Origin of the sequence: Gorillibacterium sp. CAU 1737, assembly GCF_039888655.1 — a bacterium.
In the GTDB taxonomy this organism is placed as follows: Bacteria; Bacillota; Bacilli; order Paenibacillales; family NBRC-103111; genus Gorillibacterium.
The window spans coordinates 321,772-345,122 of the sequence record NZ_JBDQQO010000005.1 but is presented as its reverse complement, the minus strand read 5'-3'; the positions used below and the strand labels follow the sequence as shown (position 1 = coordinate 345,122).

Genomic DNA, 23,351 nt, shown 5'->3' with positions numbered 1-23,351 from the left:
TTTTCGGCACTTCATTCTTCTAGATTATAACAACCGCCCCGCTAACGGAAGACGTTCCCACTCTTTCGAAAGAAGAGACGTTCCTTTACCCTCGTTCCGGTCGCTCTTCTCGCCAGATCAACCCGCACAGCAGCTCGAACAGATCGAGAAAATGGCGGGGGTTTTTGCCGGTAAGCTGCTCGATGCGGTTCAAGCGGTAATTCAAGGTATTGCGATGGATATTCAACCGCTGTACCGTGCGGTTGTGATCGCCGTTCTCTGTGAGATAGGCGCGGAGGGTGTCAACGAGCCCTGCCTTCTCTCCTGCTTGCTCCAGTAGTGCGATCAGCCCGGAGGAAGCATCCTGGCTCTTCGAGGTGAGGTGCACCAGAAACTTGAGCGATTCATAGGCATACACCCGCGCATCCGGGTCAAGCCCCGATCCGGTCGCGATGGCCAGCTCGGCGTGATGAAGCGATGCGGCGGCCATTTCTTCTTCAGAGCCGATGCCCAAGCGCAGCACATCGGGGCATTCGATCAGCCGCTCGACCAGTTTACGACTGACCGAGGGGTCCGTGAGGAACAGAAACGCTCTCTGTTCCATGAGAACCCACCATTGGGATAGCACACCGACGATGCGCTGCAAGTCCTTCCCGCCCAGGTTCCCTTCCACCGCAATCACTTGCACGGTCCGTGTCAGGTCGATGTGGTAGCGCAGCGCTCGTTGGCGGAACTCTTCGTCATATGGGGTGCTTCGCGCCGACAGCTCCTGGAAGAAGAGCGCCCGCTGCGCTCGCTCGTCCTGGTCCCGCTGGTTCTGCTTTTCCTGCTCGATCAGCAGCACCGCCGCAGCCCGGACAAGCTTGCTGAACGGCCGTACCACCTCAGGGTCTCCGGTAATGCCGACTACCCCGATCACCCGTTCTCCGAACCGGATCGGCTCATTCACCCCCGGCTTCATGCCCTCCGCTTCGGCTCCCACCTCGAAAAGGGTTCCCGATTCAATCGCCTTCTGCGCTCCTCGATGCAAGGTGCCGATCCGGCCGGAATCCCCGCTGCCGATGATCACACCGCGCTCATCCATCACGTTGATATTGAAGGGGATGACCTTCATCATCTCCTCCGCAATCCGTCTTCCCAGTGCCCTCGACAGCTTCATGGCAATGCCTCCTCCATCCGAATAGCCAAAACAGGGCGGCCGGATCGGCTCGCCCCTGTTTGGTTTCCTTCCTATTGCTCTACTCTTCGTTCCAAGCCTTTCACGCTATCCATACGATGGATCGCTTGCAGATAACGGACGGCATTTTCTGCCGTGCGCTCCAGGTTCAGCGCTCCGTTCTTAAGTGCATCCTCCAGCGGGCTGGCTCCTTGCAGAATGCCGAAGATGGCATCGATACCAAGCGGGTACAGCACATCCGTCTGCTCCCCGATCCGGCCGGCAAAGGCGATGACGGGTTTTCCGTGTTTCTTCGCAACCTGGGCAACCCCCAGCGGCGTCTTGCCGTATTGGGTTTGGAAGTCGATGCTGCCCTCCCCGGTCCAGACGAGGTCCGCCTGCTTCACCTTTTCCTCCAAGCCGGCATAACGAATGACCAGCTCAATCCCCTTGCTGAGTGTTCCGTTCAGGAAAACCAGAAGGCCCGCACCGAGTCCGCCTGCGGCGCCTGCACCCGGATAATCCGCAATGTCGCGGCCTAGCGTACGGCGAATGACATCCGCATAATGCCGCAGGTTCTCATCCAACTGCTTGACCATCTCCGGGGTCGCTCCTTTTTGCGGGCCGAAGACGGAGGAAGCCCCGGTGGGACCGACGAGCGGATTGGTCACGTCGCAGGCGACCTCCACTTGCACCTCCGCAAGCCGCGGATCAAGCCCGCTGAGATCGAGCCTAGCCAGCCGATGCAGCTCGCCGCCGCCGAAGCCGAGCTCACGTCCGTTCTCATCGAGCAGCTTTCCGCCGAGTGCTTGCAGCATCCCCGCCCCGCCATCGTTGGTCGCGCTGCCGCCTATGCCGATGAGGAGCTTTTGGACTCCTCGGTCGAGGCAGGCTGCGATCAACTGGCCGGTGCCGTACGTCGTGGTGATGAGCGGGTTGCGTTCCTCGCGGCTGACAAGCTGAATGCCGCTGGCACTCGCCATTTCGAGCACGCCGGTCAGGCCGTCTCCCGTTACTCCATATTGGGCGGTAACGGTGTTGCCAAGCGGGCCGAGAACCTCGACGGAATAAACCTGGCCGTCTGTTGCGTCCACGATGGACTGCATGGTGCCTTCTCCTCCGTCTGCCATGGGGACATGGAGACAGCGGATCTCGGCGTTGGTTTTATGAATTCCCCGCTCCATCGCGTTGCATGCTTCTTTGGCCGTCATGCTTTCCTTGAAGGAATCCGGCGCGAGCAGGATTGTCAGTGGCTGGTTCATGTGAATCCTTCCTTCCGTATCGCTATCTCATTTGAACTAGAGAATCTCACAGAGAACGCACTGCGAGAAGAGTTTGAACCTCCGGTCGCTGTTGTTTTTCAATTTCTGGATTGTATTTTTCTTAGTAGGGTTGAAATTGAAAAACAAAGGTGAACGCTATCGCTCCTCCAGTTTCAACCTTTCTCTTCGTGCTTCTCTGTTGTTCTTTCGTTCAACTTATATAAATCATTTCTGAGGCTTTAGAACAGGTATCCGTAAAAGATCGTGGCGGCAATCGCCATCGACAGGCCGACGATGCTCTCGTAGGGAATGAGGCTCATCCGGTTTTTGATGTTCATCTTAACGGATTCCGCCGTTACATGGAAGAAGTTACCGTGCGGCAGGTGGTCGATGACCACCGCACCTGTGTGGACCATGACGGCCGCATTCAAGGGAGCCGTGCCCATGGAGAGAATGGCAGGACCGAAGGACCCGGCCGCGACGATAGAAGCCGTCGAGGTCGAAGCGGTAGCCGCCCCCATCAGTATCCCGGCAATCGGCGCAAGCAGCGTACCCGATATTCCAGCCGATTGAATGACGTCGACGACCGCAGTGCTGAGGTCCGACTTGGAGATGATGCCGGCGATGGCGCCTGCTCCGATCAGGATGATGGCCGTGCTGGTCATCTTGTTCAAGCCCGAGGTCGTATACGGGATGATCTTCTTCGCCTGCTTCATGGCAATCAAGCCAACGATCCCGGCAAGCGGCAGGATGATCATCGAGTCAATCTTGAATTTCATCAGCAGCGGAATGTTCAGAATGTTGCCAATTGGGTTGATGGCCAACAGCACGACGGCAACGATCGGGGCCACCATGGACCGGGCGAAGCTGGGGTTCTCCTTCGTCGACCCTCCGCCTGCAGGGACATCGCCCTCTTCAATCTTCACGCCGCGGTGGCTGAGCATCCGGGCGACGATGACGGTTACGATCAACCCGACAATGGCGGGAAGGAAGCCGGCGATCATGACTTGCGCCAGATCCACGTCAAAGCCCTTGGCTACCGCAATGGTATTGGGGTTCGGAGACATGACGTTCCCCGCTTTGCCGCCGCCAACCAGCGCGAGCAGGAGCGCGGTCTTGGACAGTCCGATCTTCTTCCCGACCGACAACGCGATCGGGGCAACAATGATGATGGCAACGGTGATAAACACGCCGACCGCCGTAATGATCATCGTAGCCAGGGCGATGGAGAAGAGCGCCATCCGGTCCCCCAGCTTTTTGACGATGGTCTCGGCGATGCGCTCGGCGGCTCCCGACTCGATCAGGATCCCGGCGAGCACCCCGGCCGCCAGCACGCGCACGACCGCGCCCATGACGCTGTTCGTGCCTTGAATGATATACTGGACGGTCGTATCGAGCGAAGCTCCTCCGAGCAGTCCACCGATGATAGCGCCTCCAAACAGAGCATAAACCGGGTTGACTTTACGAAAGATCAATACAATCGCGACGATGAGGCCGATGACGGCGCCAATCCAGTGAATGACAGGTCCTTCCATGGTGCATCCTCCTAAGGGTGTTTGAGCAAGATGTGGTTTTGATAACGCTTCCATCCTTAGTATAGCGGACGTCCCCAGCTGCTCCTATTGACGAGGTAACGGATTGTTTTGTTCATTCGCACAAGAGGAAGCTCTTCTTTTCCGCATTCTTCTACTATGTCCATTCCTCCCCGTTCTTCCCATTCCAACATTTCACACTTCGATTCGTTCCCTCGACAACCCTCCACTAGAACACCAGCCTTTTATAGGAAGGTACTATGATAAAATGAACGATATGGGCGGTGAAAATATGAGGACCTACAGGACCTCTCAGGTGGCGAAGAAGATTCAAGTTCATCCGAACACGGTACGGCTATATGAGGAGCTTGGGCTTATTCCGAAGCCGGAGCGAAGGGCAAATGGGTATCGCGTGTTTACCGATTTTCATGTGGAGCAAATCCGGCTTGTGAGAATGGCGTTGAAGGTGGAGGTTCTGCAGAGTGGTCTGCGAAAACATGCAATATCCATCAGTAAAACCGCGGCCGCCGGAAAATTCGACGAGGCGATCCGCCTGACCGAATCCTATTTGCAGCAGATTCGAAAGGAGCAGAGAAACGCCGAAGAAGCCCTCGGCATTGCCGAAAGGCTGCTAGCTGGCGAACCTCAAGAAGGGGGAGCAGCCGTCTTCACCCGAAAGGAAGCAGCCGATTCTCTACAGGTCACGATGGATGCTTTACGAAATTGGGAAATGAACGGCCTGATCACCTTGAAACGAAGGCTAAACGGCTACCGGGTTTATACCGATCCCGATATGCAACGGCTGAAAATCATCCGCTCCCTGCGTTGCGCGAATTACTCCCTTTCCGCCATTTTGCGAATGCTGATTGCTTCCTCTGCCAACCCTGACGCGAACATCCGGCAAGTGATCGACACGCCAAAAGAAGGCGACGATATCATTTCCGTCTGCGATCAGCTCCTTACCTCTCTGCGGGAAGCCGAAGAAAATGCGAAGGCCATGCTCGTCCAGTTGGAGAACATGGTGGAGCAATTTGCCCCGAACCCTCAGGTGGGGTACTGAACTGCATAGCTCACCTTTCATTGCTTCATGCCGCTTTACTGATCGCCCAAAAAAAGGGCTATCCTATCCTTTATTGCTTTATCAATGGTATTTCTAGTTCTTATCTCCATTAATAAATCAAGATAGGAATCTTTATTCACTAACTTGGGGTCATTCATTATCCTATTCATCAACCAAACGGTGTGCAAAGTTGGCTTTCTTTTAACGGATTGAACCAATCGTTCCTCATACCCATTCTTATAAAACGTCTCCAAGAAATGCGTTAATGGGCCCGGTTGTCCAAAATCAGCCTCTGGACATTCTTCCATCAATTGAAGAATGGGCTCAACAAAATAAAAGGGAGTCTTGGATTCCTTTATCCTATCCACTACATCATACGCAACACGAATAAAATGATCTTCGCCAACTGCTTCCTTTAACGTCTCGATAACTTCCCGTTCCTTCTTCATCATAACCTTCATTCCCTCTCATTTTTGTGTGTTACACCGAAAACAATTGAGGAACGCCAGTCCAAGTTAACTCTGGCATCTCAAGAAGTCGATTCAGGAAAAGATAGATCTGCTGATGATCTCCCCAGGTTCCAGACTCAGGCATACCCGTAGAAATCGTTACATGATAAATGCCATCCTCTAGTAAAAGCTGCTGCTCGATCGGAATATCATTACTCCATTCCATCAGCCAAAATAAATCAATGACGGATAGCTTGCCTCCCTGAACAACAATCGCCAACCTTATCGAAATGGGATACTCCCGTTCAATAGCTTCACTTGGATAACCTGACCTAAACTTGAGAGAATAACTTCCGCTAGATCCCGTATTAAACCCTATTACATCTCCCTTTTTTATGTGTTTTGCTACTTGTTCGGGTGATGAAAATTCCTTGCTATAATAATCCTCTCCCTCTTCTATGTCTTGTACAGCACCATCGGAATAAAGAACAATTCCCATTCCGTCAATAACCAAATCCATATCATGGCTTATCTCGTTTTGCTTCTTCATACTCATCCTTTCCTTTCTCTTGGGGGATGTATGGGTCATCCTATTTCCTTCCGAACCCTCCACTATGACACCAGACTTTGTGCGGGTGTTATTCTTTTTTTGACTTGAACAAGGGAGGGGCTCCACTGCGTGGAAACGACCATTAAGGTAGAAAACCTATGCAAAACCTATGGCCCCCTGAGTGCGGTTGAGAATGTAACGTTCTCCATTCGCCGCGGGGAAGTATTTGGACTGTTGGGCGCAAACGGTGCGGGCAAGAGTACCACGATCGAATGCATCCTGGGCACCGCCAGGCAAGACAGCGGAACGGTGTCCCTGTTGGGGATGAACCCCCAGACAGATCGAAAAAGGCTCTTTGAGCGGGTTGGGGTTCAATTTCAGGAAGCCAGCTATCAGGACAAAATCAAGGTGGCGGAGCTTTGTGAGGCAACGGCGTCGCTCTACAAAACGTGTCTGGACCCCCGCACTCTTCTTGACCAATTTGGTCTTTCCGATAAGGGGAAGAGCCTGGTCAGCGAGCTGTCCGGCGGCCAAAAGCAGCGGCTTTTTATCGTGCTGGCTCTGATTCCCGATCCTGAGGTTGTCTTTCTCGATGAACTGACCACCGGGTTGGATGCGAAGGCAAGACGAGAGGTATGGAAAATCCTTTCCGAATTAAAGGCAAACGGAAAGACCATCCTGATGACCTCTCATTTTATGGACGAGGTGGAGGTTCTCTGTGACAACATCATGATCTTGAAGAATGGAAAAAGCATCTTTAGCGGAACTGTACAAGCCGCGATTGCAGCCAGCCCTTATGAAAAGCTGGAGGATGCCTATCTTTGGTACACCGAGGAGGAGAACGTGCATGAGCATGCGAGCCTTTAAAACGTTGCTGAAAACCGAAAGCAAGCTGTCACTTCGCGGCATGGATATGTTCATCTTCGCCATCTGCATGCCGATTGTGGTCATTGTCATTGTAGGGGCTATTTATGGGACGAAGCCTGCCTTCGAGGGTGCCGAATACAGCTTCCTGGACCAGTCCTTCGGCGCCATAGCAACCATCGCCATTTGCGCCGGAGGGGTGATGGGACTCCCCTTGGTGGTGTCCGATTATCGTAGCCGAAAAATTCTGAAGCGGTTTAAGGTAACCCCTACCAGTCCAGCCTTGATTCTCGCGGTACAGGTTGTCATCTACGCCTTGTATTCGCTGGTTTCCCTTCTGTTAGTGTACACGACAGCTGCCCTCTTTTTTGATTATCACATGCAGGGCTCCTGGTTCTCCTTCTTAGGGGCATACCTGCTGGTCATGCTGTCCATGTTCAGCATAGGGATCTTGGTGGGAGGACTGGCGCCAAACACGAAAATGGCAAGTGCCTGGGCCAGCTTGCTGTACTTTCCGATGCTATTATTCTCGGGCGCTACTCTTCCCTATGAAGTCATGCCCGTTGCCCTGCAACAAGCAGCGAATGTTCTGCCTCTGACCCAAGGGATAAAACTGTTGAAAGCAGCCACGCTCGGCTTGCCATTAGACTCCGTTTTTGTTGCGGTTATCGTCACCGTCGCCATCGCGGCGGTTGGAATCGGGATTTCCCTTCGTTATTTCAAATGGGAATAGCCCTGCAACGTCCGTCTTTATTCGCTTAGCGCGTGAAGCGCATCCAGCGCCTCTGCTTCCGTGGCGTAAAAGAAAACCTGCTTGCCCTTATTGGATTCATACAAAAAGTCGCGCAGGCTCTTGCTGTCGTAGTGGTGATATTCGCCCACGACGGCGGCGCGCATGTGATAGGTGACGAACTTCTGCAGAATCTCACCGGCGATCCCGGTCTTGAGCTCAAAGAAGTCTTCGGTCAGCTGCTCCTTACGCAGCAGCAGCTTGCTGAAGCCCTGAAAACGAACGTTTGCGATCAGATCGAGCGCATCTCGTACCGTCTCGATGCGGGCATCGGTTGAGGAGACGAGAGCAACTCGGGAAGCTTGCCTTTCATTTACGGGAAACGACAAGGAGAACACAATCCTTTCTTGACTTTCTATTTCTAGGATAATCAGCATTGCTGCAGATGTCGAACGGTTTCTTCGTCATGGCCGGCCGCTAGCTGCGGCTCCCCACGGTAAAGGAGATGGCGGTCCCTGCCCCCGGCCGGCTGACGATGTGGAGCCCTTTCCCCCAACGCTTCTTCAGCCTTCGGTCTGTGTTCAACAGCCCCACCCCTCCGGTGCTTCGGCCCGGCTTGCCCTCGAGCAAGCGTTGAATGACCGCCTCTTCCATGCCGAGTCCATTGTCTTCGATGGTGATCTCCAACCCCTCTCCTCGACGGGCGGTGCGGACGCGTACCATCCCGCCCCGGGTTCGCTGGGCGGCACCGTGCCGAACCGCATTTTCAACGAGCGGCTGAATGCTGAGCAGAGGAACCAGAACCCCGCCGTCCTCCTCCAGCTCCCACACTACCTGGAGCCGGTCCTCGAATCTCTCCTGCTCGATGGCCAGGTAGGTGCGCACCATGCTCAGCTCCTCCTCCAGAGGAATCAGCTCGTCTTTGCCCTGGTAGCGAAAGCGATCGTGTAAGTAGTCGCTGAATGAGCCGAGCAGACGACGCATGCGTTCCGGGTCCACTTCGCTCAGAATGGAGATGGCACTCAAGGTATTGAAGAGGAAGTGCGGCTGAATCTGCGCCTGCAACCAAGCGGCCTCCAGGCGCAGCTGCTCCTGGGCCGACTGCTTTACCTCGGTCAACGCTCGAACCCGGGAACGCAGCTCCTGAGGTTCAACCGGCTTCGTGACGTAATCATTGGCTCCTGCGCGGAAGCCGGTTGCGCGGTCCTCCGCTCGACTTCTCGCCGTTAAGAGAAGGATGGGAAGCACCGCCATGGGGTACTGCTCTCGTACGATTCGGGTTAGCTCGTATCCCGACATTTGCGGCATCATGACATCGCTCAGAAGGAGATCAAACTCGTGTCCAGCAAGCTCGGCAAGCGCTTGCTCTCCGCTTGTCACCAACGTGACCTCATAGCCCTCACCTGCCAGAATAGTCTCGAGTACCGACAAATTCACAGGGTCGTCGTCTACCACCAGGAGACGAGGGGGCGTTGTCCCTTTAAGAACCTCCGTTATCGGCGGTTCCTCTTCACGTTCCCTTGAGGACACTGCCGTAAGGCTGCCGGGTACCTTCTCATGGAAAGGCACCTCCTCCTCCGCACGTGCCTCCGGCTGCACAGGACTCTCCGCAACGACAGACACCGGAAGCGAAAAGCGGAACTCGCTGCCTTGCCCTACAGAGGAGCGGGCTTCCAGCTTCCCGTCATGCAGCTTCACCAGCATGTCGCAGATGCCCAGCCCGAGGCCAAGCCCCCCTTCGGTCCGATACCCATTTGCCTGTCCTTGCTCGTAGGGGGCAAACACCCGCTGGAGTGTCTCTTCCTCCATTCCGATCCCGGTGTCGGCAATCGCGATCCACACCCGATCCTCCTCCTGCTTGGCACGCAGGGTGATCGTTCCTTCATCGGTAAATTTGATCGCATTGTGGACCAGATTGAAGAGAATCTGAGTAAGACGTTCTTCATCCGCGTAGACAGCCGGCAAATCCTCCGGCAGGTCAAACACGATGCGAACCGGCTTCCCTGCGACCAGGAAGCGGAGCATGTCGACGACTCCCGCCGCAATCGGTGCGATCCGAACAGGCCTGCGCTGCAGCCGTGGGATTCCCTCCCGGAGGCTCATCAGGTCGAGCAGGTCATTCAGAAGCAGCGTCATCCGGCGTCCAATGGCCAATACCGTCTGCATATCCTGCTCGCTCTGATGGGTCAGCCCCTGCTCGCGTTCAAGGACCGCTTGCGACAAGCTGAGCATGCTGTGCAGAGGGTTCCTCAGCTCGTGTGAGGTGTTGGCGAGAAACTCATCTTTCCTCCGGTCTTCCTGCTTCATCTTTTCCAAGAGGCTCCGATTGTTCAGATGCACCTGCAGGTAATGCCAGAACCAGAGGGCGGAGAGACAGCCCGTAGCCAGAACAAGGTCGAACGGGTAATAAGGGGTCTTCCATCCTTCCACCAACCCAATGGCCCACCAGATAAAATGGTTCAACAGCGCAATGCAGGCAAACCCGAGCAGGAGGTTTTCACGCACGTTCGACCTGACGGTGCGGATCATCGATCCCATTAAGGAAAACACAGCGATCATGAGCGGGAGGACCATCCCTGCCATCAACCGGATCACCGATTCCACCGGTACAAAAATCAATACGATTCCAAATACCGAACAAGCGACTTGAATGAACAAGAACGCCTTCCTTTTCCAGCCGGTCGTCTGTCCGACAATCACTTGAAGCAAAGAAACGGTAACCGCCACAAGCGACAGGTTGACAACGCGAAATCCCGCTGTATACGTAAGAGGAATCCACTCATTCAACAGCTTCTCATCGCTTCCCATAAGGTTCGCAGCGGTTGCCGTCAGAGCGATCAAGGAAAAGTTGAGCAAGCGCTTGTCTCGATTGCCGATGGCGTACAAGATGACCGCATAGATTGCCTGTAAGAGAAACAGGATGGCGATAAATTGCTGAAGATTGTTGGACAGCAGGGTCTCTCGATAGACCGCCTGCTCCGAACCAAACTTTAGGGACCGGATGATTCCTCCACCCCGAATGTCGGTAAAGTTCGCCGCTTGAACGATAATGTCGATCTCGCCGTTCTCATCTGCGGCAAACGAAACGGTACGAGGCAGGTTAGCGGGCCGGGTTGTTTCTTTCGTCTCACCGGGCTGTCCCAGCTTCGCCAAGAGCCGTCCGTTGACATAGACCTCGTAGGAACTGCGAATACTCGCGATTCGCATGGAATAGGTAAGCTCCTGCTTCGGGTCCACAAGCACCTTGAGTCGGTAGGAGCCGTATCCCATCACGCCTTCCCCATCCCCCAGCCCCTTCATCCCGCTCCCCGGCACCTGTTGAAACAGCACCTCAGCAGAAGGTACTGACACAGCCGCCCTCGGCCCTGTAATCCACTTGCTTGGATAAGCGGCCCATTCACCGTCCAAAACGAGAGGGCGCCCTTTGGCCAGATCCATTCCTCTCAAATCCAACGTCCCTTGAACAGCAAAGGGCTGGCTTGGATTCCGAAAGACGTCCAACCACAACAACCGGAAGCCTGCAAGGGCCCCAGCAAACACAAGAAAGAGAATGAGATTTTTCCAACTCGTCTTGCCTTTAAAGGAAGGGACCCGCCGGGTCCGTACGTGTTCTTGCTTATTCGGTTGTAGAACTCGATCCATACGTTTCATTGATTCTCCCACGTGCGCGATTCTTCTTTTTCTCTCACTCTATCACATGATTGGTTCCATTTTCCATGCCCGACCTTGATGAAAAAGGATGCTGCTCCATCAAATGGACACAGCCCATCAGAATAAATTCATATACAGAAATTTGCCGTTGGATGTGATGAGGATTATGGTATAATGCCTCGTAGCAATTCACTTTAGGAAGAAGGCATGCCTATTTCGCAAGTACCCCTTCCCTATTAATGAAGGAACCTACACCGCCGCTTCGAACCATCTAACGAGCTGGCACTTCGACGCCGAGACAGACTGTTCATTCCAGAGTTTGATGACTCCCGTACCAACTTAACAAGAAGCAGGTGACAACATGTTTCAATTTAAATGGCTTTGGCAAAACCTGAAGGGGGACCGGTTCCGCTATGTTCTGGCCCTCGTCCTCTCTGTGGTGTGCTCCGCGCTCACCATCGTCAACCCTTATATCGGCCAACGCATCGTCGATACGTTCATTACAGGCAAGGACGCCGCTGTCAACTTGGCCACCGATCGCAACCTGTTGATCTGGCTTTGTTTAGCCATGGTCGGTTTTTCGCTTTTCCGTACAGGGTTGTCCTATTTGACTTCCATGCAATATGAAATTTCCTCGCAAAACATGCTCTATCGTGTCCGTGTATTCTTGTACAACAAGATTCAAGGGCAAGACATGCATTATTACGATCATAACCGTACCGGTGACTTGATGACCAAGATGACCGGGGACCTGGATATGGTCCGCCACTCGCTTGCGTGGATTATCAAGACGATCATCGAATCGCTTGTTGTGTTCATCGCATCGGTGGTCTACTTCTTTACCATTGACGTGAAGCTGACGCTGTGGCTGCTCATCCTGTCGCCGCCGATCTTTATCGTCGCTTTCATCTTCGCGCGTCGCGTCCGCCCGATGTACATCGACTTGCGGGAGCGGCTGTCTCAGCTCAACACGATTACCCAGGAGAACATCGCCGGTAACCGTGTGGTCAAGGCCTTTGCTCGTGAGGATTTCGAAATCGAGAAGTTTGGCGAGAAGAATGTCAACTATTCGAAGGCCAACAAAACCGCCGCGCTCGTCTGGCTTGATTACTTTCCTTATCTGGAAACGTTTGCTCAGGCGTTCGGCGTGATTCTCCTGCTCGTCGGCGGCTTCTATGTGATGGACGGCCGGATCACGTTCGGGGAGTTCTCCGCCTTCTCCGCCTTGATCTGGGGCCTCGCGAACCCGATGCGGAACATCGGGATCATCATCAACGACCTGCAGCGCTTCTTCGCCAGCCTGACGAAGATCGTGGAAGTCTATTACGCTCAGCCTGAAATCGTCAATGAGCACAACCCGATCGTAAAGCGCCGTTACCAAGGTGAAATCGAGTTCGATCATGTCAGCTTCAAGTACGACAACGTGACCGTGCTCGAAGACATTCACTTCAAGGTTCGTCCGGGTGAAACGATCGCCATCATGGGCTCGACCGGCTCTGGCAAGACGACGCTGATCAACCTGATCCCGCGCTTCTACGACGTCTCCAAGGGCCGCGTACTGGTCGACGGCAAGGATGTCCGCAAGCTGGAGCTTGACGAACTGCGCGGCAACATCGGCATCGCGACCCAGGACGTGCTCCTCTTCTCGGACACCATCGACGGCAACATCGCCTTCGGCGATCCGGAGATGCCTGAGGAGGAAGCGGTTAAATTCGCCGAGCTGGCGGCCGCTCACGACTTCATCAGCAAGATGCCGGAAGGCTACAACACCATCGTCGGGGAACGCGGAGTCGGCCTGTCCGGCGGCCAGAAGCAGCGGATCGCGCTCGCTCGGGCGATGGCAATTCAGCCGCCCATCCTCATTCTCGATGACACGACCTCTGCGGTCGACCTGGAGACCGAGGAGCACATTCAGAAGAGCCTGCGCGAGCTCGACTTCGCTTGCACGAAGATCATCATCGCCCAGCGCGTCTCCACGACGGCTCAAGCGGACCGCATCCTCATTCTGGAGGACGGCAAGGTGATCGAGGAAGGCACTCACGCCGAGCTTCTGGCACGCCGAGGCTACTACTATGACGTCTTCATGCTGCAAAATGAAGGCATTGGAAGGCAGGTGAGCGCCCATGGCCCGCAATAAATTCGACGTCGACGAGAACCTGGAATCGCCGTTTGACATTACCCACTTCAGACGGGCGCTGGTTTACATTCGCAAGCAAAAGAATCCGATGATTCTCGCCTTCGTGCTCAGCGCACTGTCGGCGGGCATCGGCCTGACGGCTCCGCTCATCATGCAGCATGTGGTGGACATCACGATTCCGGCCAAGGATCGAGGATCTCTCGTCTTCTGGTCTGGACTCATGCTCGTCACCATCGTGGTGAGTGTTATTCTGGCAACCATCCGCTCGCGAATCATGACCCGGGTCGGGCAGGATATCATCTTTGAAATTCGAACCGACCTGTTCAAGCATCTGCAACAGCTGCCGTTCCAGTATTACGATGATCGCCCGCAAGGGAAAATCCTCATCCGGGTTGTCAACTACGTAAACTCGGTATCGGATGTACTTTCGAACGGGATCATCAACTTCATCCTGGAAATTCTCAACCTGATCTTCATCGCGGCGTTCATGTTCGCCTTGAATGTGAAGCTCTCCTTGCTCATCCTGGCAGGCTTGCCGGTCTTCCTCGGCATCATGCTGCTGATTAAGACCAAGCAGCGCCGTGCCTGGCAGGCGGTATCGAACAAGAACTCGAACCTGAATGCCTACCTGCAGGAAAGCATCAGCGGCATCCGGGTTACTCAGATCTTCACGAGCGAGAAGCGGAATGAAGGGATCTTTACGCGTCTCTCCACGAATTTCCGCCAAGAGTGGCTGCGTGCGGTCAACCTCAACCTGCTCATTCCGTTCTCGGTCGACAACCTGGCAACGATGGTCACCACGTCCATCTACCTGGTTGGTCTCCTCGCTCTCGGGCCGGAGACCGTTACCTTCGGGGTCATCCTCGCGATGAGCGGATATGCCTGGCGGTTCTGGCAGCCGATTCTCAACCTGTCGAACCTGTACAACAGCTTCATCAACTCGGTCGCGTACCTGGAGCGGATCTTCGAAACCCTCGACGAGCCGGTCACGGTCAGCGATAAGCCGAATGCCAAGGAGCTGCCGCCCATTGAAGGAAAGGTCAAGTTTGACGACGTGACCTTCGCTTATGACCCGGGTGTCAACATCCTGGAAAACCTGTCCTTCGACGTGAAGGCCGGGGAAAGCATCGCCCTCGTCGGCCCGACCGGCGCCGGGAAGACGACCGTTGTCAACCTGATCTCCCGCTTCTACAACATCACCGGCGGGCAGATCACCATCGACGGCCACGACATCTCGGACGTCACGCTTCGTTCCTTGCGCAGTCAAATGGGGATCATGCTGCAGGACAGCTTCATCTTCTCCGGCACGATTCTGGATAACATCCGCTACGGCAAGCTCGACGCTACCGAAGAGGAGATCATCGCCGCCGCGAAGACCGTATGCGCCGATGAATTCATCCGGGAATTCGAGGACGGGTACCTGACCGAGGTCAACGAACGCGGCTCCAAGCTGTCGCAAGGCCAGCGGCAGCTCATCTCGTTCGCCCGGACTCTGCTCGCCAATCCGCGCATCCTCATTCTCGATGAGGCGACCTCGTCGATTGATGCGAAGACGGAGCGTCTCCTCCAGCAAGGGCTCAACGAGCTGCTGAAGGGCCGTACCTCGTTCATCATCGCTCACCGTCTGTCGACGGTGAAAAACTGCGACCGCATCATGTACGTCTCCAACAAGGGCGTAGCCGAGAGCGGCTCCCATGACGAGCTCATGGCGCAGAAGGGCCTGTATTACCGCCTCTATTCGGCACAGAAGATGGAGGCGTAATCCAGCCGCCTGTTTAACGGAGAAGCCGTCAGTCCCGATCATCGGGCTGACGGCTTCTTTTTTGTAGGATGGCAGACGGTACGCCCCGTTAGGCATGAATTGACAGCGTTCTCCTCTCCATAGATAATGAAAGAACCAAAGACGAGAGTCCCTACCCAAAGGAGGAGTGCGCATGGCAGGCTTTTTCAGCAAGCTGAAGGACGGAGTAGCCAAGACCGCCGACAAAGCCCAACTCACCCTGGAGGTGACCAAGCTGTCATCCCAGATCAATGGCATAAAGAAAGACATCGACGCCCTCTATACCCAGATCGGAGAGCAGGTCTACCAGGCCTATGCCCAAGGAGATTTATCCTTGGCAGAAGCGGAGATCGTCCGACACGGACAAGCGATCGGGCAGCATCAGGACACGATCACCGAGCTGGAAGCCAAGATCCGCGAGCTGCGCAACGAGAAAACCTGTCCCGACTGCTCGACCGTGGTCGCGGCCGACATCCGCTTCTGCTCCTCCTGCGGACACAAGTTTGATTTTACTCCTCCGCCAGCGGCGGTCGAACCGGGAGCCGAAGCCCCAGTTGAGGGAAGTCAGGAGCAGGTGCTGATCCTGGAGCCGGAGTTGGAGGCGGAGCTGGCGTCTGAGGAAGAACGGATTAGGGCAGACGAGCCCTGTGCCTCCTGCGGGGAGCCGGTTGCCCCAGGCGTTCGCTACTGCACCCATTGCGGTCATGACCAGCAAGCTGTTGAATAACAAAAACAACCGGAGCGCGTCCCGCTGACGCTGCTCCGGTTTTCCTATGACAGGCACCTTACAGCCTCAACCACAAAGCGGGACGGACACCGCCTGTACATTTGCCATCGCTGAGGTTGCCTTTCAAAATATTGTTGCCTTGGATGCCGATATTCCCATCCGTCCCGAAGATGTACACGGCTTTTACATTAACGCGGCCGGGAGACCGAAGCCACCACCACCAGCACCACTCTTTACCCAGAAGCTTTGCTAGTCGCTTGCTGTTGTTTTCATCTTTGCGTTCAAACCAATATCTTTGATTTTTTCCTGGGTTGTGCAGTTTTGAACGGCTGTCACCGAAATAGGTGCATACTTCCTCAAGGCTTAATAAAAAGACACGGTCCTGCGTATCGGCTCCGCCCTTTGAACCATACCATGGGTTGTCCGAATTCTGATTTACTACCGGATTGATTCTTGATTGATCCGCTGCGTTGAATTTGTCGTAAAATTCACCATTAAGATATTTTCTTAACGCGCAGTCGGCCCATGTTATCTCTTTATAGGCATCATGATAAGGGCGCTGTTCGATAATTTCTTCGGTTATAATCAAAGCCGTATTGTTTTGTATGGCAAGCACACGCCAATCATAACCGCCGAATGATAATAGAGAGTCGATCTTACTATCTTCCATGTAAGCCCCTCTTTCTATAAAATTACCCATGGATCTATTTTACCATTTGGAATACCTATTTAAAAGAACATTTGTTTGCATTTCTATCCACTTACATCCCGATCTGTTACTCTCCCTGTCATTAACAGGAGCTTTCGTCGCGGGCTTCTACAAAACAAAAGAAGACCTCAACCCCCACATTATCGTGAAGGTTGAGGCCTTTTTACGAACCTTATAGATTTGTCATCCTTGTAAGCTTCCGCAATTCTCGTTAGCCGTTTACCGGGTCTCCGTACACGAGGCCGCGTGTTCCCGTAGCGACATAAATGCGCCCAAACACGCGAGGGTCGCCCGAAATAGAGCGGATGTCTCCGTACTGGTGCTGGTCGTCGTTGATGCGAATCCAGTTCACGCCGCCGTCATGCGAGCGGAAGAAGCCGTATTCACCCTGGATCGTTCCACTCGTGAACAGCGTCTGCACGTCGCTGCCGTCCTGCGGCTTGCCGAGGCCGACGCGCTTGATGAAGTCGCCCGGCTTGGATACCCGTTCGCCTGCCAGCGCATTCTGGCTGACGTCATACGTTACCCGCCAGAGGCCGCCCTCCTGCATCGCGAACCAGATGACGCCTTCCCTGCCCGGCTCGACGCGAATCTCATAATGCTGCTCGCTGTCGATCCCCGCGAGGTCAACCTTCGGGAAGCCCTCCGGCGCCTCGATGGCGTGGAAGGTTTCGCCCCGGTCCACGCTCACATAGAAGCCTTGGCCCTCGGTATAGTCGCTGAAGCCGTAAAACACGTTCGGGTTTACGCGGTCCGCCATCACCTTGAACGGCAGTGTCGGGAGCGCGTCTTCTGGAAGACGTTCCCCGTTTCGGTCGTGCAGGAGAGAACGTCCCCACGTCTTGCCCTCATCGTGCGTATAAACCGCACGGGATGCATAGACGGGCAGGCCAAGCACCCACAGAATCGTCTTGCCGTCGGCGGATACCGCCGTCCAGCCAGACGTTACGTTCGGGCGATCCATCTCCTTCAGCCATTCGTCGACGGATGCGCTCAGCCCGGTCGGGTCCGGGAGCTTCGTCCAGGTGCGCCCCTGATCCCGGGACAGGATCAGTCCGCCCTTGGTGAAGCCTCTCCAGTTGCCGCGAGGCGTGGTGACGAGCAGATTCGGATCGCTGTCCGGATAATCCGCATTCATGCAGGTGATCCAGCGGTCGCCTCTCTCGTTGGCGAAGCTGTTTTCCACCGGCTGATCCAGATCCGTGAAGACGATGCCGCCGTAATCGCCGATGATGTCGATCACCTTCACATCGCCTGCGGGCGGCGAGTAGACGTTCAAGTGAACCGTCTCCTCGACTCCCTCATTGAAGTTGGTCCAGGTGACCGGCTCGCCTTGATCGGCACGAGTGAGGTCGCGGCTGACGAAGATGCCTGCCCCCGTGTTGAAGATCGCCATATCGCGATTGAAAGGGTTGATCTTCAGGTCGGACATCCAGTGGATGAGGGAGTCCCGGCCGTTGTACTCGGGCTTCTGGAAGGCAGTGGTCCAGTCGATGTTGCCGATGGAGAGACCCGACATAATCGGCTGCCACGTCACTCCGTAGTCCGTCGAGCGGTAGATCGTATCCGGCGCGGCCGTGATCGTCGAACAGATCAACGTCCCCGGCACCTGCGGATCGATCCCGATTCCGCTGATGCCATACCCCAGGCGGCGCCCGGGTGCTTCGGCATCATGGAAGCTCGGGTTGATGATGTTCGGCGGCGTGATATCGAGGGCTTCGGTCACACGACCGCTCTCGTCCAGCTCGTAGCGGATGAGCGCTCCATCATAGCACAGGCCGGTGTCGCAGCCGTACGTGTGCCAACCGGACCAGCCGATGTTGTACGCGGCGTAGGAAATGAACAGGTACCGGCCGACGAAGGCTGCACGCTGCCCGACATAGCCGGGATAATCCTTCGAGCCGCCGATGATCGGAGCCGGCTCGCCTTCAATCGGAGCAAAGGTCGTACCGGCATCATGGCTGATGTAGACGCTTGGACCGCGGACATCATCGCCTGGAGAGCCTTCGCGGCCGCTCGTGGCGACAACGATACGCTGAGCAGGACGTCCCGGTCCGCCGCTTGCCGGATCGATCTCGACGAAGGAGATGTTCGTCTCGTTCGACTTGCCGGGAGCCGCGACGGTCAATCGGGTCCAGGTACGGCATTGATCCTCCGTCTTCCAAAGCCCGTCCTCCATCGTTCCCATGTAGAGCGTGTTCGAATCGTACGGGTCCACCACCAGACGTTCCCCTGTCGAACGACCTGCCGCATTGCCGTGCATCGTAGCCGTATAACCCAACTCATCGATAACAGGCGGATCGAAATAAACATACGTCTTGCCGTAATCGTCCGAGAAGGCGATCTTATGGTCCGGGTATAGCCCGACCATCGTATAGAGGTAGCTGGGATGATTCGGATCGAGCGCGATGGACAGGGGGTAGGTTTCCCATACCCCCGGGTCCGTCACGTGATCGACCAGAGACACCCAGCGTTCCTCAGCAAAATCATACCGGTACGTTCCTCCGATGTCGGTCCGGCAGTACAGAACGTCCGGAGCGGACGGGTGAAACAGGAAGCCGGTGACGAAGCCGCCTCCCGGCACCGAGAGGGATTGAAAGCGATAAGGTTCGCGTGGATTGCTCATGGTTGCCTCCTGACTTGCGTTCTTCTTAATAGATCGGCAGGTTCTTGTCCGCTCTTACGAACAGCGGGATTTCATGCAGCGGGGCTTCGACCGTAATCGTCTGTCCACCCTCCAGCACTTCGTTCGTCTTGGCGTTCTTCCAGGTCTCGCCCGCCGGCAGATAAACCTCCCGGCTGCGTTGACCGAGCTCGAAGATCGGAGCGACCAGAATATCGGGTCCGAACATGTATTGGGTTTCCGTTTTCCAGCATGCAGCATCCTGCGGGAATTCGTAGAACATCGTCCGCATGACCGGCGTGCCCTTCTCATGGGCTTCTGCCATGCAGGCACGCACATAGGGGCGCAAGCGCTCGCGCATGAGGATGAAGGACTTCATTACTTCGTAGTTTTCTTCGCCATAGCTCCAAATTTCGTTGTCGCTGCCCGTGAACATTTGGGTGATGCCATCGATCACGGCTTGCTCCGGTTGGATATGCGGAACGCGTTCGCCGTGCAGACGGAGAACCGGCGTGAAGACGCCGAAGGCGAACCAGCGAACCAGCAGCTCCTGGAAGTTCGCATCATGGACGTTACCGCCGAGGAAGCCGCCGATGTCGGTCGTCCACCACGGAATGCCGGCGATGCCCATGTTCAGCCCGATCTGGAGCTGCTCGCGCATGCCGCGGAATGTCGAGGAGATATCTCCCGACCAGATCAATGCGCCATAGCGCTGGCTGCCTGCCCAAGCGGCACGAACGAGGTTACAGATGCCGTCTTGGCCTTCCGCTGTCATGCCGTCATAGTAGCCGCGGGCATATTCAAGCGGGTAGATGTTCGTACATTGCAGGGCTGGACCTTGATAGTATCGGTAGTTGTCGAAATCGTACGGCCCGTATTCCGGCTCGGCTTCGTCCAGCCAGAAGATGCGGACGCCCTTGTCGTAATAGTTCTTCTTGCTAGCCTGCCAAACGTATTCACGGGCGCCCGGATGCGTCGCATCGAAGAAGACGGTCTCGCCCATCCAGTTCATGTTGATGTTCATGCCCCGGTCGGCGTTGACGAGGAAGCCTTGCTCGGCCATCGGACCGTAGTTCTCGGAGCGGCTGTCAATCGTCGGCCATACCGAAACCATAACCTCGATGCCCAGCTCGCGGAGCTCGGTGATCATGGCTTCGGGGTCCGGCCAGTCCCGCGGCTCGAACTTGAAATCGCCTTGCTTCGTCCAGTGGAAGAAGTCGATGACGATTACGTCCAGCGGAATGCCGCGGCGCTTGTATTCGCGCGCCACCGTGAGCAGCTCCTCCTGCGTGCGGTAGCGGAGCTTGCACTGCCAGAAGCCGAGACCGAATTCCGGCATCATCGGCGCTTTGCCGACAGCATTCGCGTATTGCTCTTCAATTTGAGCCGGCGTCTTGCCTGCCGTGATGAAATAGTCGAGCTTCTTCGTGCTCTCGGCTACCCATTCCGTGCGGTTCGTACCGAAGGTGACCGTACCGATCGCCGGGTTGTTCCAGAGCAAGCCGTATCCGCGGCTCGACAGCATGAATGGAACACTCGTCTGCGAGTTACGGTGGGCGAGTTCCAGCACGGAGCCCTTCTTGTCCAAAATGCCTTCCTGATATTGCCCGAGCCCGAAGATCTGCTCGCCTTCGAACGCTTCAAAGCGCAGGGTGAGGCGATAATCGCTCGTACCGGTAAGCGGTTTCATTTCGCGCCCTTCTACGCGAATCGGCACGCAATAGCGGTCGATCCGGTTCCGATCGCGCCAATATTCTTCGGTAAGCAGCTCTCCGTCGCTATTCTTGAAGGATAACCAGCCCTCTGCGTTGAAAGAGGCAATGATCTCCCCGTTCTGGATCGATGCGATCTGAGCCTTCTTCAAGTATTGCTCGCGTTCCGCTTCGGAAATCCACGGCTCGATCAGCTCGACATCCTCAATCGTGATCTTCGCTTCCGTTGCTTGCGGTGCATCCTGGAGCGCCCAGTCGTTTGCATCCATGTGTGCTTCCTTGGTCATGCGGACACGCAGGGAGTTATCGCCCCACGGCTCGATCCAGATGGTCTCAACGCCCGCTCTTGCGATCAGGCGGCTGCCTTCTTGTGAAAATTTCATTTGTGCTCCTCCTCTTTTTCCATAGGGTCTAAAATTGGTATAATCGAAGGGATCTACTTGTATTATATTTTTTAAAACCCTTGGTTTCTTTAAGTAAATTGCCGATGACTAACACAATATTCCCCTTATGGAGCAAGAGGCGACCGCTATGAAGCCGAAGCATCACCTGAAAGAAAAAGCCGTGCACGGAACCGCCCTGCTGCCTGTCGCCATCCACCGTCTGAGCTACCCCTCGCAGGTGGATACGTTCTTTTACCTTCATTGGCATTATGAATTCGAATTCGTCTTCGTGCTGGAGGGAGGAATCGTCTACACCTTGGACGAGGAAGAAATCGCAGTGCGCGCCGGCGAAGGCCTATTCATCCCCTCCAATCGGCTACATGCCGCCCGCTCCCTGGACGGTTTGCCGTGTGAGGCGTGCGTTGTGGTGTTTCATCCGAATCTGTTCGGCGATCCCAAGCAAGGGACAGCGTTCTCCCGGTTTGTTCAGCCGGTGCTGTCGGGCGAGTTGGAGCTCCCCAAGCGGATCACGGGGGAAGAGGAGTGGCAGCGCATCGTGTATGCCCGTTTGCTGGAGCTGGACGCTCTCCGGGATCAGCCTCTATCGGAGGTGGAGCTGCTCATCCGCGGCAAGCTGTTTGATCTGTGGCATCACAGCTTTCAGCATGCCGTCCCCGCTCTCACGAAGGGGCGGGACAGCCTGCCTTACAAAACGAGGAGAATGCAGCCTGTCCTGACGTACATTCAGGCCAACTACCGGGAGGAAATTACCCTCAAGGCGCTGGCAGACCTGCTCCCGATGAGCGTAGGCCAATTCTGCAACGCCTTCAAGGAAGTCATGAACCTGACGCCCATCGCCTATGTCATTCGATACCGCATCCTCCAAAGCTGCTCGCTCCTGATCGAAACCGACTGGAAAATTGCCGACATCGCCCGAAACGTGGGCTTCAACAACATCAGCTATTTCAACCGGGAGTTCGCCAAGGCCATCGGCTGTTCTCCGGGAAAGTACCGTAGCGAAGCGTAACCCTCGCCATTGCCCCAGATCGACAACGGGAAAGGAGACCGAACCCATGAAGCTGCAGCAGTTGAAGTATTTCATCGAAGTCGTGAACGCCGGTTCGATCAATGAGGCCGCGAAGCGCCTCTACATCACCCAGCCCAGCCTGTCGAATGCCATGAAGGAGTTGGAAAAGGAGGTCGGCATCGAGCTGTTTCTCCGAACGCCGAAGGGCATCACCCTCTCCGTCGACGGAGCCGAGTTTCTGGGGTATGCCCGTCAAGTCGTGGAGCAGGCGGCTCTTCTGGAGCAGCGCTACCTGAACAAGAAGCCTTCCCGGCAGCTGTGCTCCATCTCCACCCAGCACTATGCCTTCGCCGTGAATGCCTTCGTCAACCTCATCAAGCAGAGCGGTGCGGAGGAATACGAGTTTACCCTGCGCGAGACGCGTACACACGAGATCATCGAGGACGTCCGCAATCTGCGGAGCGAGATCGGTGTGCTGTACCTGAACCCTTTTAACCGCAAAGTGATCGAGAAGCTGTTTCGGGAAAATCACCTGGATTTTCACCCGCTCTTCACGGCGAGCCCGCATATCTTCATCAGCGCAAGCAACCCGCTCGCGAAGCGAAAGTCCGTTTCACTGGAGGATTTGGAGGACTATCCGTACCTTTCCTTCGAGCAGGGGGAGCACAATTCGTTTTACTTTTCCGAGGAAATATTAAGCACCGTGTTTCGCAAAAAGAGCATCCACGTCAGCGACCGCGCCACCCTCTTTAACCTGCTGATCGGGCTGAACGGCTACACGATCTCCACGGGCATATTGAGCTCCGATCTGAACGGAGACCAGATCATTCCCGTTCCGCTCGATGTAGACGAGCCCATTGAGGTCGGTTGGATCGCCAACCATCAGGTCCAGCTCAGCCAGCAAGCGGCCCGCTACGTAGAGGAATTGAAGGCGGTTATTCAGGAGTACGGCTTGTAAATGAGGCCTGCGAGCGCAGCCGAAAGCTTACCTTCCCCATCGATATAGTCAAAGTCTATATC

18 protein-coding genes are annotated in these 23,351 nt (G+C 55.4%); 8 read left to right on the top strand and 10 right to left on the bottom strand.

The window, feature by feature from the left end; genetic code table 11:
* Nucleotides 1-85: 85 nt before the first annotated feature.
* The 3 genes from AAFN83_RS13240 to AAFN83_RS13230 form a co-directional block, all read right to left on the bottom strand.
* A complete protein-coding gene (locus tag AAFN83_RS13240) occupies nt 86-1,138 on the bottom strand; it encodes a CdaR family transcriptional regulator (protein ID WP_347770084.1) in 1,053 nt (350 codons plus the stop codon).
* Between the two features lie 71 nt (nt 1,139-1,209).
* On the bottom strand, nt 1,210-2,397 hold the full coding sequence (locus AAFN83_RS13235; RefSeq protein WP_347770082.1) for a glycerate kinase: 1,188 nt from the start codon (nt 2,395-2,397) through the stop codon (nt 1,210-1,212).
* A 239-nt stretch (nt 2,398-2,636) separates the two neighbouring features.
* Nucleotides 2,637-3,932 (bottom strand): GntP family permease, encoded by a 1,296-nt coding sequence (locus AAFN83_RS13230; RefSeq protein WP_347770080.1) that lies wholly within the window; start codon nt 3,930-3,932, stop codon nt 2,637-2,639.
* A gap of 289 nt (nt 3,933-4,221) precedes the next feature.
* On the opposite strand from AAFN83_RS13230, the gene AAFN83_RS13225 reads away from it, so the two are divergent.
* Nucleotides 4,222-4,989, top strand: coding sequence for a MerR family transcriptional regulator (locus AAFN83_RS13225; RefSeq protein WP_347770078.1), 768 nt, complete (start codon nt 4,222-4,224; stop codon nt 4,987-4,989).
* 35 nt (nt 4,990-5,024) lie between these two features.
* Here the strand turns inward: AAFN83_RS13225 and AAFN83_RS13220 are convergent, their stop codons facing one another.
* Nucleotides 5,025-5,441, bottom strand: a complete 417-nt coding sequence (locus tag AAFN83_RS13220) for a hypothetical protein (RefSeq protein ID WP_347770076.1) — start codon at nt 5,439-5,441, stop codon at nt 5,025-5,027.
* Nucleotides 5,442-5,469: 28 nt separating this feature from the next.
* Entirely contained in the window at nt 5,470-5,988 is a 519-nt protein-coding gene (locus AAFN83_RS13215; protein WP_347770072.1) for a hypothetical protein, read from the bottom strand.
* A gap of 129 nt (nt 5,989-6,117) precedes the next feature.
* On the opposite strand from AAFN83_RS13215, the gene AAFN83_RS13210 reads away from it, so the two are divergent.
* Together AAFN83_RS13210 and AAFN83_RS13205 are read left to right on the top strand one after the other, a co-directional pair.
* Nucleotides 6,118-6,855, top strand: coding sequence for an ABC transporter ATP-binding protein (locus tag AAFN83_RS13210; protein ID WP_347770070.1), 738 nt, complete (start codon nt 6,118-6,120; stop codon nt 6,853-6,855).
* Entirely contained in the window at nt 6,836-7,585 is a 750-nt protein-coding gene (locus AAFN83_RS13205; RefSeq protein ID WP_347770068.1) for an ABC transporter permease, read from the top strand. The genes AAFN83_RS13210 and AAFN83_RS13205 overlap by 20 nt, the downstream gene beginning before the upstream one ends.
* Nucleotides 7,586-7,602: 17 nt before the next feature.
* Here the strand turns inward: AAFN83_RS13205 and AAFN83_RS13200 are convergent, their stop codons facing one another.
* Both AAFN83_RS13200 and AAFN83_RS13195 read right to left on the bottom strand, forming a co-directional pair.
* A complete protein-coding gene (locus AAFN83_RS13200; protein ID WP_347770066.1) occupies nt 7,603-7,971 on the bottom strand; it encodes a DUF4180 domain-containing protein in 369 nt (122 codons plus the stop codon).
* A gap of 88 nt (nt 7,972-8,059) precedes the next feature.
* Nucleotides 8,060-11,020, bottom strand: coding sequence for a hybrid sensor histidine kinase/response regulator (locus AAFN83_RS13195; RefSeq protein WP_347770064.1), 2,961 nt, complete (start codon nt 11,018-11,020; stop codon nt 8,060-8,062).
* Nucleotides 11,021-11,594: 574 nt separating this feature from the next.
* Here AAFN83_RS13195 and AAFN83_RS13190 point away from each other — a divergent pair.
* The 3 genes from AAFN83_RS13190 to AAFN83_RS13180 all read left to right on the top strand — a co-directional run bounded on the left by AAFN83_RS13190 (nt 11,595) and on the right by AAFN83_RS13180 (nt 15,877).
* The gene (locus tag AAFN83_RS13190; protein ID WP_347770062.1) at nt 11,595-13,370 is read left to right on the top strand and encodes an ABC transporter ATP-binding protein; all 1,776 of its coding nucleotides are present in this window, start codon (nt 11,595-11,597) and stop codon (nt 13,368-13,370) included.
* Nucleotides 13,357-15,132, top strand: coding sequence for an ABC transporter ATP-binding protein (locus AAFN83_RS13185; RefSeq protein WP_347770060.1), 1,776 nt, complete (start codon nt 13,357-13,359; stop codon nt 15,130-15,132). The genes AAFN83_RS13190 and AAFN83_RS13185 overlap by 14 nt, the downstream gene beginning before the upstream one ends.
* Nucleotides 15,133-15,304: 172 nt before the next feature.
* Nucleotides 15,305-15,877, top strand: a complete 573-nt coding sequence (locus AAFN83_RS13180; RefSeq protein WP_347770058.1) for a zinc ribbon domain-containing protein — start codon at nt 15,305-15,307, stop codon at nt 15,875-15,877.
* Between the two features lie 58 nt (nt 15,878-15,935).
* Here the strand turns inward: AAFN83_RS13180 and AAFN83_RS13175 are convergent, their stop codons facing one another.
* The 3 genes from AAFN83_RS13175 to AAFN83_RS13165 all read right to left on the bottom strand — a co-directional run bounded on the left by AAFN83_RS13175 (nt 15,936) and on the right by AAFN83_RS13165 (nt 21,304).
* The gene (locus tag AAFN83_RS13175) at nt 15,936-16,547 is read right to left on the bottom strand and encodes a DUF6273 domain-containing protein (RefSeq protein ID WP_347770056.1); all 612 of its coding nucleotides are present in this window, start codon (nt 16,545-16,547) and stop codon (nt 15,936-15,938) included.
* 250 nt (nt 16,548-16,797) lie between these two features.
* On the bottom strand, nt 16,798-19,212 hold the full coding sequence (locus AAFN83_RS13170) for a hypothetical protein (RefSeq protein ID WP_347770054.1): 2,415 nt from the start codon (nt 19,210-19,212) through the stop codon (nt 16,798-16,800).
* A 25-nt stretch (nt 19,213-19,237) separates the two neighbouring features.
* A complete protein-coding gene (locus AAFN83_RS13165; RefSeq protein WP_347770052.1) occupies nt 19,238-21,304 on the bottom strand; it encodes a glycoside hydrolase family 31 protein in 2,067 nt (688 codons plus the stop codon).
* Between the two features lie 148 nt (nt 21,305-21,452).
* Between AAFN83_RS13165 and AAFN83_RS13160 the strand changes: the two genes are divergently transcribed.
* Nucleotides 21,453-22,331 (top strand): AraC family transcriptional regulator, encoded by an 879-nt coding sequence (locus AAFN83_RS13160; protein ID WP_347770050.1) that lies wholly within the window; start codon nt 21,453-21,455, stop codon nt 22,329-22,331.
* Nucleotides 22,332-22,377: 46 nt separating this feature from the next.
* On the top strand, nt 22,378-23,289 hold the full coding sequence (locus tag AAFN83_RS13155) for a LysR family transcriptional regulator (protein ID WP_347770048.1): 912 nt from the start codon (nt 22,378-22,380) through the stop codon (nt 23,287-23,289).
* Nucleotides 23,290-23,351: the final 62 nt, after the last annotated feature.